The organism is Thermoplasmata archaeon (assembly GCA_035632695.1).
Lineage (GTDB): Archaea > Thermoplasmatota > Thermoplasmata > RBG-16-68-12 > RBG-16-68-12 > RBG-16-68-12.
In genome coordinates this window covers 1-8,727 of record DASQGG010000201.1, presented here as the reverse complement: position 1 = coordinate 8,727, position 8,727 = coordinate 1, and the positions used below count along the sequence as shown (strand labels likewise).

Here is an 8,727-nt window from a genome sequence, read left to right as displayed (position 1 = left end):
CGCCATGAGACTCGCGCCCGCGGCCCGGAAGAAGCCTGAGAAGTCCCCACCTATCGGGCGCTGTCAACGTTGCGGCCGCGCCTTCATCCAGGATCCCAAGCGAACCCGTCGCCTCTGTAGTCGCTGCGCCAACCTCGGAGGCGGAGGATGATCGCGCCTCCGAATGCACGGACCGATGCACTAGCGTCCGGGCCTTCTTCCGACACCATTAAGACTAGGGTATGCCATACCCTAGTCGGAGACGTGGTAGGGGAAAACACGTCTCTAGATGGTAGAACCCATGATTCCGTGCTGCGCGCGGAAGCAAACCCTCATGGGGACGGCGGCGGAGAAGCACTCAGGACTCTCGGACTCGACGCGGGCGATCCCGCGGTAGTGGTCCGCGACGTCCTCGAGCGCTTCCAACGCAACACCGTGACGCGGTTCAAGCCGACGGCGTCGACGCCGATGTCGTACACCTGGATGTTCCGGAGGTTCGCGGACCAAGTCCGTTTGGACAAGTACACGCGAAAACAGCTTGCAGGGCCGAAGGGCCGGGAGCTCCTCCTGGCGCACCTCGCGTCCGTGCCGCTGAAGTCGCGGCGCGTGACCCTGAGTGGGCTCCAGGTCGTCTGGGAAGAAGGATTAAACCTGCCGTGGCCGATCAGCCGGAAGCGCGACTTCGGCCGCACCTTGCCGCCCGCGGGACGGAGGCAGACACCTCCCGACGCGGACATCAAGGCGTGGGCCGAGGCCGTGCGGAACGAGAAGGACCCGTACCTGAAGTTCCTGGTCCTCTGCGTCCTCCAGAACGGATGGCGGCCCGGCAATCAGGTCGCGCATCTCTCTTGGAAGCACGTGCGGTACGATGACCAGGGAAAGCCGTACGCGATCATCGCGGACGGAACGGAGGCTGACTTCAAGTCCTCGTCCCCGATCATCGCTTGGCTCTTCCCGGACGTCCTCGAGGCCATGGAGTCGTGGCGCAACGTGTCGCCCGCGACCTCGCCGGAGGACCCGATCCTCCCGTGGCGTGGGATGAAGGGCCAGTACGTCGTCGACGACATGCCCGACTCGAAGCGCACCCGTCCGGGCACGCGGCTCGACGGGCCGACGGTCCGCGACCACTTCCACGCCTTCGCGGCGAAGTGGTCCTTGCCGGACCTGAGCCCGGTCTACTTCCGACACGCGGTCAAGACCCTGTGCCGGAGGGCCGGACTGGGCGATCCGGAGTCGAACGCCCTCGTCGGCCACGGGCTGTCCCGCGAAGCCGGAATGACCGCGGTCTACGACAACCCGATGACCCAGGCCATCCTCGACGAGCAGAGGAACAGAATACCGCACGGGCCTCTCGGGGTCCTGATGCCTCCCGAGGTCCACCTGGTCGAAGGCCCGGAGCGCGAGGCGACGTCCGTCCTGGCGGAGTACTTCGCCGGGAAGGTCGGCCTCATGGAACTCATGCAGCGGATCGAGTCGATGAAGCGCAAAGTCGACGTGATCGCGACTCGGTGACACATGAAAGTTATAGACCCGAAATCGTCCCAGCAAACCGTTAAATAGACCCCGCCCATAGGGAACGGCCGTCGCGTCAACCAGACGCCCTCCGGGCAATCCTCCGCGGATCCCGGGAATGCGGCCCCACTCTTCTGGGATCGCAGGCAGCGTCACGGTGGCGCGCCGAATCGACTCCGCGTGATCGCACGCGTGGAGAGGTCATCCTCTCCGGAGGAGTCCCCATGCCCAAGGAACACCGCCCCCGCCACGGCTCCATGGCGTTCTCGCCCCGCAAGCGGAGCGAGAGCCCGATCCCGCACTTCTCCAGCTGGCCCGACATCGACGGCACGCCCCGCGTCCAGGGGTTCGCCGGGTACAAGGCGGGCATGACCCACGCCACGATCGTGGACTATCGGCCCACGTCGACGACGTCGGGCCAGGAGGTCCAGGTCCCCGTGACCGTGGTCGAGGTGCCGCCCATGAAGGTCGCGGGCGTGCGGCTCTACGAGCACACCCACGAGGGCCTGAAGACCGTGGGCGAGGTCTGGGCGCCGCGCCTGGACAAGGAGCTCGATCGCGTATTCCCGATCCCCAAGGATTACAACGTCGACGAGGCGTGGAAGAAGGTCGACGCGGTCCAGATCGACGACGTGCGTCTCTTGACGTACACGCAGCCCACCCTGGTGACGGGCGTCCCCAAGAAGAAGCCCGACCTCATGGAGAACCGCGTGGGCGGCGGGTCCGTCCCGGAGCGACTGAAGTACGCGAAGGAACACCTGGGGAAGGAGATCCCCGTGACCGAGTTTTGTCGCGAGGGCTCCATGGTCGACGTCGCCGCGATCACGAAGGGCAAGGGGTGGCAGGGACACCACACGCGCTGGGGCACCCGCCTCCTGAGCCACAAGAACTCGAAGCACCGCAGGAACATCGGCACGCTCGGGAACTTCCAGCCAGGCTTCGTGCGGCCCACGGTCCCGCAGAGTGGACAGTTCGGGTACCACCAGCGCACGGAGTACAACAAACGCATCCTCAAGATGGGCGAGAAGGGCGAGGAGATCAATCCCGACGGCGGATTCCTGAACTACGGCACGATCCGCAATCCGTACGTCATGCTCCACGGCTCGATCCCCGGCCCCGCGAAGCGCCTGATCCGGTTCCGGGACGCGAGCCGCGGCGGCTTCGTCCGGCTCGAGAAGCCCCCCGAGGTCACGTTCGTCTCTAGACAATCCAAGCAGGGGGCGTGAGGCCGATGGCGGAGAAGGATGCGGAGAAGAAGCAAGCCTCCGAGGAACAGCCCGAAGCGGAGGCGGCGCCTCCGGAGAAGAGGCGGCGATTGAGGCGCGCTGCTCCCAAGGCGGCCAAGCGGGAGGCCGCGGAACCCAAGGAGGAGGCTCCCGCGCTAAAACCAGGCCAAGTGCGCGTCTACTCCGTCGATGGGGAGGCCATCAAGACGATCGACCTCCCGGCCGTATTCCGCTCCGAGGTTCGGCGGGACCTGATCCTCCGCGCCGTGACCGCATTCCGGGCCAACCGCCGCCAGCCCTACGGCCCGAATCCGCGATCCGGGATGAAGCACTCCGTGCGTTGGTCGGGGAAGGGCCACGGCGTGTCCCGGGTCCCGCGCCTGCGCGGTTCCATGACGGGCGCCCAGGCACCCGGCACTGTCGGAGGCCGCCGGGCCCACCCGCCGCGGCCCGACACGGTCTGGGCCAAGAAAATTAACGCCCACGAGCGCGGCCTCGCCCGGAACGCCGCCCTGGCGGCCCTCCGCGACGCCGCGATCGTCTCCGCCCGTGGCCACCGGTTCGACGAGCGACTTAGCCTCCCCGTGGTCCTGGAGGACTCGATCGAGACGCTGGAGCCCGAGGAGGGAGCCACCCGCGAGGGCCTCGCGATCCTCGAGCGGCTCGGGTTGGAGACGGATGTGGAGCGCGCGAAGGACGGCCGTCACGTCCGCGCGGGGCGAGGCAAGCTCCGCGGACGGCGGCTGCGGGAGCCCCGGAGCCTCCTGGTCGTGGTCAAGGAGCCCACGAGGGTCCGGCGCCTCTTCGGCAACCTTCCGGGGGTGGAGGTCGTGAGCCCCGCCGCCCTGAACGCGGAGATCCTCGCGCCCGGCGGAGACCCGGGTCGTCTCGCCCTCTTCAGCGAAGGGGCGCTCGAGATCCTGCGGAGTTGGCACCCATGAGAGCCTACGATGTACTCCTCCACCCGTACGTGACCGAGAAGACCCTGAACATGCTCCAGGGCACCCCCGCCCAGGACCTGAAGGATGGCAACCGCCTCGAATTCCTCGTGGACCGCCGCGCGACGAAGACCGACATCAAGAAGGCGTTCGAGGAGATCTTCGAGGTCAAGGTCGCTCACGTGAACACGTTCGTCCGCAAGGACGGGAAGCACGCGATCATCAAGCTCAAACCCGAGTTCTCCGCCGAGGAGATCGGGATGCGGATCGGGGTGTTCTGATGGGAAAGAACCTCCCGAACCAGCGGCGCGGGCGCGGCACCTCGCCGACGTATCGCTCGCCGAGCCACCGCCACCCCGGCCCCGTGGAGTATCCGCACCTCCGCGGCGAGGGCGTCGTGACGGACATCTTCCAGGCTCCGGGCCACACGGCCCCGCTCGCTCGCGTCCGGTACGGGGGCCAGGAGGTCCTCATGATCGCCTGCGACGGGCTCACGATCGGCCAGCCCGTGACGATCGGCTCCGTGAACGTGGACCGAGGGAACACGCTCTCCCTAGGCCAGATCCCGGAGGGCACCCTGGTGTACAACATCGAGAAGATCCCCGGGGACGGCGGGCGTTTCGTTCGCGCCGCAGGAGCCCAAGCCGTGGTCGTGAGCCAGGGGGACCGCACGGTCGTGCAGCTCCCCTCGGGGAAGTTCTACGGATTCCACCGCGAGTGCCGCGCCACGATCGGCGCGGTTGCGGGCGCGGGTCGCGGCGAGAAGCCCTTCACGAAGGCGGGCAAGAAGTTCCACGCCTTCCGCTCCTTCAGCAAGGCGTACTTCGACGTCCGGGGTGTCGCGAAGAACCCCGTGGACCATCCGCACGGAGGCGGCTCCCACCAACACGTCGGGCGGCCGTCCACCGTCGGCTATGACGCTCCTCCCGGCATGAAGGTCGGCCGGTTGTCACCGAAACCCAAGCGGATCCGTGAACGGAAGCAGCGGAGGTAGATCACATGGCGCGCAAGATGGGTGGGCTGGCCAAGGCGGCACGCAGGAAGCTGCGGAAGCGCGCCGGCCTCGTCGAGACGCGAAGGAAGAAGGAGTTCACCTACCGGGGCTACACCCTCGAGGAGATGAAGGCGATGACCCTCGAGGAAATCGTCGAGCTCCTGCCCGCGCGGGCTCGCCGGTCCTTCGTCCGAGGCCTGGACGAGGAGCGCACGAGGTTCGTGGACAAGCTCCGCGCGAACGGGACCGAGGAGGCCGTGCGGACGCACTGCCGGGACGTTCCCATCCTCCCGGACTTCGTGGGCAAGAAGGTCGCGATCCACAACGGCAAGGAATTCGTCACGGTGGACATCAAGCCGGAGATGATCGGGCATTACATCGGCGAGTTCGCGATGACGCGCAAGACCGTGGTCGTCCACAGCGGCCCGGGCGTCGGCGCGACGCGCTCGTCCAAGTTCATGCCGCTCAAGTAGGTGGACCATGACTCAGCTCGGGTACACGGTGGAATACAAGATCGAGAGCATGGCGCGTGCCTACGGCAAGGAACTCCAGATTTCCTGGAAGAAGAGCGTGGAGCTCGCCCGAGCCATTCGCGGCAAGAGTGTGGAGCAGGCGCGAGAGTACCTGGAGAACGTGGCGGCCTTGAAGCAGCCCGTTCCCATGAAGCGGTACAAGCGCTGGATCGCGCACAAGTCGGGCATGGGCCCTGCCCGGTACCCGGTCAAGGCCGCGAAGGCCTTCCTCCGCGTCCTCGAGTCCGCGGTCTCCAACGCCGAGTTCACGGGGAAGGACGACCCCGACCAGATGCGGATCAAGGTGATCAACGCGCACAAAGGGTCGATCCAGAAGGCGTACCGTCCCCGCGCCCACGGCCGCAGCGGCCCCTGGAATCAAGACACGGTGAACCTGGAAATCGTCCTCGAGGAACCGGAGGGGAGCTGAGTGCCCGGTGCCACGGTCACGGAGCGGCGCAAGGACAAGCGCATCATCGTTGAGAACATGCGCCGGGTTCTCCTGAAGGAGTACCTGATGCACGAGACGCGCCGCGCGGGCTTCGGCGGCCTGGACATCCAGCGCACGCCCATGGGCACGCGGGTCACGCTCCAGTCGGAGCGACCCGGGCTGGTCATCGGCCGCAAGGGCGGCGCGATCAAGAGCCTCACGGACGCCGTCGAGCGGCAGTTCAAGTTCGACAACCCGCAGATCGAGGTGCAGGAGGTCGCGAACCCGTCGCTGAACGCGCAGATCATGGCGGAGAAGCTCGCGAACGCCCTCGAGCGTGGCTGGCACTTCCGCCGCGCGGGGCACAGCACGGTGCGCCGGATCATGGAGGCGGGTGGGAAGGGGTGCCTGGTGATCATCGCAGGGAAGCTCACCGGGCAGCGGCACCGCACGGAGAAGTTCAAGGCGGGCCACATCAAGTACTGCGGCGAACCGCGGAATCTCTGGATGGGCAAGGGTTTCGCAGTCGCCAAGCTCAAGCCCGGCGTCATCGGCGTGACCGTGGAGATCATGAACCCTCTGGCGAAGCTCCCGGACGAGATTGAGGTCCGGCCTCCCGCGGTCGGAGCGTCCCCGGCGGAACCGGAACCTGTCGTCGCGCCTGAACCGGAGCCCGTTCCCGCGGGAGGCCTGGCTCCGGCTGCGGCCCCGGTGGAGCCGGAAGCCGGCGCGGAAGACGCCGTCATCCTGCCCGAGGAGGAACCCCCCAAGCTCGGGGAGACGGTCAAGAAGAGTCGCGTGGCCACGAAGCGCCTGAAGAAGGTTGCCAAGGAGGTCAAGGAACTCGGCGTGGATGCGGATGTCGACGTAGCGGGGGAGAAGTAATGGCCCTGCTCCGCACGAAGGAGATCCGCGCGATGGACGCGGCGGCTCGGGAGAAGAAGCTCCGGGAACTGCGGGACGAGCTCATGCACGAGCGGGGCGTGGCCGCCATGGGCGGCGCGCCGCCGAACCCGGGGAAGATCCGGGCGCTCCGCAAGAACATCGCGCGCATCCACACGATTCAGTCCCAGGAGGGTCCGGGGGCGGCTGCCCCGCCGGTCGCGGCCCCTGGAGACGCTCCCCGCCCGTCCGCCCCGAAGGCGGCGGCGGACGAGGGAATCGAGGACGATCTCGAGGAGGACCAGGCGTAATGGCCGGGATCTGCGCGACCTGCGGTCTTCCCGAGGAGCTCTGCATGTGCGAGGAGCTCGCGAAGGAACAGCAGAGCATCCGGGTCCACAACGACACCCGGCGGTACGGCAAGACCGTGACCGTCGTCGAGGGACTCGACGTCGGCGACATCGACATCGCCGAGCTCGCGCGCACCTTGAAGAACAAGTGTGCGGCGGGCGGCACGGCCAAGGAGGGCCGCATCGAACTCCAGGGAGAGCACAAGAGGAAGGTCGCGGAGGTCCTCGAATCCATGGGCTACCGCGTCCAGGTGGCCTGACATGAACCTCCGGAAGCACGAGCTGATCGGACTCCAAGTCGAGGTCCTCCGGTCCACGGACCCCGGTCAGACCCACCTGGCGGGCCGCGTCGTGGACGAGACCCGCAACCTCCTCGTGATCGAGGCGGCGGGCGCCGAGAAACGCATCCCGAAGCAGGGAGCCCGGTTCCGGTTCCAGATCCAAGGCGGCATCGAGGTGGAAGGCGACGACATCCGCTTCCGCCCCGAGGACCGCGTCAAGAAGGCACGGTGAGCAGCGATGGTAGAGAAGAAGGCGGCGAAGAAAGAGAAGCCCGCGACGGCTCCGACGCCCGCGGCACGCAAGACGTCCGGTTCGCGGGACATCGGCATCGATGTCCCTCTCCCCGACAAGACGTGCACGGACGAGCACTGCCCGTTCCACGGGAAGCTCTCCGTTCGCGGCCAAATCCTGGAGGGCGTCGTCGTCTCCATCCGGATGCAACGGACCGCGGTCGTGGAGCGCGAGTACCTCCGCTACCTCCAGAAGTTCGAGCGGTTCGAGAAGCGGACGCGTCGGATGAACGTCCACGCGCCGGCGTGCCTGGGGCTCTCCGTGGGCGACCGCGTCACGATGATGGAGTGCCGCCCGCTCGCAAAGACGGTCCACTTCGTCGCCGTCCGGAACCAGGGGGTCGCCGCATGAAGGGCCTGCCGGGACGCCAGACGCGCGGGTTGCCCAAGGGCGCCCGCCTGGAGTGCATCGACAACACGGGCGCGAAGATCGTCGAGATCGTCGAGGTCAAGAACTACCGCGGCGTCCGGAACCGGCTCTCGTCCGCGGGCATCGCCGACCTTCTCGTGGTCACGGTCAAGAAGGGGACGCCCGAGACGCGGAAGCAACTGTTCAACGCGGTTGTCGTGAGACAGCGCCGCCCGTTCCGACGCCCGGAAGGGATCATGGTCCAGTTCGAGGACAACGCATGCGTCATCGTGACGCCTGAGGGCGAGGCGAAGGGATCGGACATCAAGGGTCCCGTGGCCCGTGAGGCGGCCGAACGCTGGCCGCGGATCGCAGCTACGGCGAGCATGATCGTGTGAGGTGTGCACGTGGTATCGACTCGACCCCGGACGCAGCGGAAGAGGCTCTACGAGGCGAATATCGGGCGCCGCCACCGGCTCCTGGGCGCCCACGTGGACCCGGACCTCGCCGGGAAGTCCAAGCTCCAGCTCCCGCGCGCCCTCCCCGTGCGCGAGGGCGATGTCGTCCGAATCATGCGGGGGAGCTTCCGCGGCAAGGAAGGCAAGATTGTGAGCGTGGACTCGAAACGCGGCCTCGCCGTCATCGAGGGCATCACGATCGAAAAGACGGACGAGAAGAAGGTGCCCCGGCCCATCCACGCATCGAACCTGATGATCATCAAGCTGGACGACACGGACCCGTGGCGCCGCAAGAAGTACGAGGAGTGAGGAGAGCGTGAAGAAGCACATGAAGCGGCTGCCGGCCCCCCGATCGTGGGCCATCGCGCGGAAGACCGAGTTCTGGGTCGCCAAGCCATCGCCGGGTCCCCATCCCCTGGACCGCGCCGTTCCCGTGGGCCTCATCCTCCGCGACATGCTGCATGTCTGCGACACGGCCCGGGCGGCACGGCACATCCTCACCGGCCGGCACGTCCTCATCGACGG

The 8,727-nt window shown here is 67.3% G+C and carries 14 protein-coding genes and 1 pseudogene; all 15 read left to right on the top strand.

Translation table 11 applies throughout. The features are described from left to right. Window positions 1–288 precede the first annotated feature (288 nt). Complete coding sequence (locus VEY12_12570; GenBank protein ID HYM40953.1) at window positions 289–1,491, top strand: hypothetical protein; 1,203 nt, start codon at window positions 289–291, stop codon at window positions 1,489–1,491. Window positions 1,492–1,715: 224 nt separating this feature from the next. Next, the gene (locus VEY12_12565) at window positions 1,716–2,717 is read left to right on the top strand and encodes a 50S ribosomal protein L3 (GenBank protein HYM40952.1); all 1,002 of its coding nucleotides are present in this window, start codon (window positions 1,716–1,718) and stop codon (window positions 2,715–2,717) included. A 5-nt stretch (window positions 2,718–2,722) separates the two neighbouring features. Further along, a complete protein-coding gene (gene rpl4p / locus VEY12_12560) occupies window positions 2,723–3,658 on the top strand; it encodes a 50S ribosomal protein L4 (GenBank protein HYM40951.1) in 936 nt (311 codons plus the stop codon). Then, the gene (locus VEY12_12555; GenBank protein HYM40950.1) at window positions 3,655–3,936 is read left to right on the top strand and encodes a 50S ribosomal protein L23; all 282 of its coding nucleotides are present in this window, start codon (window positions 3,655–3,657) and stop codon (window positions 3,934–3,936) included. The genes rpl4p and VEY12_12555 overlap by 4 nt, the downstream gene beginning before the upstream one ends. Continuing rightward, complete coding sequence (locus tag VEY12_12550; protein HYM40949.1) at window positions 3,936–4,649, top strand: 50S ribosomal protein L2; 714 nt, start codon at window positions 3,936–3,938, stop codon at window positions 4,647–4,649. Before VEY12_12555 ends, VEY12_12550 begins: the two co-directional genes overlap by 1 nt. A gap of 5 nt (window positions 4,650–4,654) precedes the next feature. Next, entirely contained in the window at window positions 4,655–5,122 is a 468-nt protein-coding gene (locus tag VEY12_12545) for a 30S ribosomal protein S19 (protein HYM40948.1), read from the top strand. Between the two features lie 7 nt (window positions 5,123–5,129). Beyond that, window positions 5,130–5,591 carry a 50S ribosomal protein L22 gene (locus VEY12_12540; GenBank protein ID HYM40947.1) on the top strand — a complete coding sequence of 154 codons (462 nt, stop codon included), beginning with the start codon at window positions 5,130–5,132 and terminating at the stop codon, window positions 5,589–5,591. Beyond that, on the top strand, window positions 5,592–6,476 hold the full coding sequence (locus tag VEY12_12535; GenBank protein ID HYM40946.1) for a 30S ribosomal protein S3: 885 nt from the start codon (window positions 5,592–5,594) through the stop codon (window positions 6,474–6,476). Next, a pseudogene (gene rpmC, locus VEY12_12530) lies at window positions 6,476–6,670 on the top strand (50S ribosomal protein L29). The gene VEY12_12535 and the pseudogene rpmC overlap by 1 nt, the downstream one beginning before the upstream one ends. A gap of 113 nt (window positions 6,671–6,783) precedes the next feature. Next, window positions 6,784–7,083: a stress response translation initiation inhibitor YciH gene (gene yciH, locus VEY12_12525; GenBank protein HYM40945.1), complete on the top strand. Its 300-nt coding sequence runs from the start codon at window positions 6,784–6,786 to the stop codon at window positions 7,081–7,083. A 1-nt stretch (window position 7,084) separates the two neighbouring features. After that, a complete protein-coding gene (locus VEY12_12520; GenBank protein ID HYM40944.1) occupies window positions 7,085–7,336 on the top strand; it encodes a ribonuclease P protein subunit in 252 nt (83 codons plus the stop codon). A gap of 6 nt (window positions 7,337–7,342) precedes the next feature. Then, a complete protein-coding gene (locus VEY12_12515) occupies window positions 7,343–7,747 on the top strand; it encodes a 30S ribosomal protein S17 (GenBank protein HYM40943.1) in 405 nt (134 codons plus the stop codon). After that, a complete protein-coding gene (locus tag VEY12_12510) occupies window positions 7,744–8,142 on the top strand; it encodes a 50S ribosomal protein L14 (protein HYM40942.1) in 399 nt (132 codons plus the stop codon). Before VEY12_12515 ends, VEY12_12510 begins: the two co-directional genes overlap by 4 nt. Before the next feature lie 9 nt (window positions 8,143–8,151). Continuing rightward, the gene (gene rplX, locus VEY12_12505; protein ID HYM40941.1) at window positions 8,152–8,511 is read left to right on the top strand and encodes a 50S ribosomal protein L24; all 360 of its coding nucleotides are present in this window, start codon (window positions 8,152–8,154) and stop codon (window positions 8,509–8,511) included. Between the two features lie 7 nt (window positions 8,512–8,518). Next, a partial coding sequence (locus VEY12_12500; GenBank protein HYM40940.1) for a 30S ribosomal protein S4e occupies window positions 8,519–8,727 on the top strand: 209 nt, incomplete at its 3' end.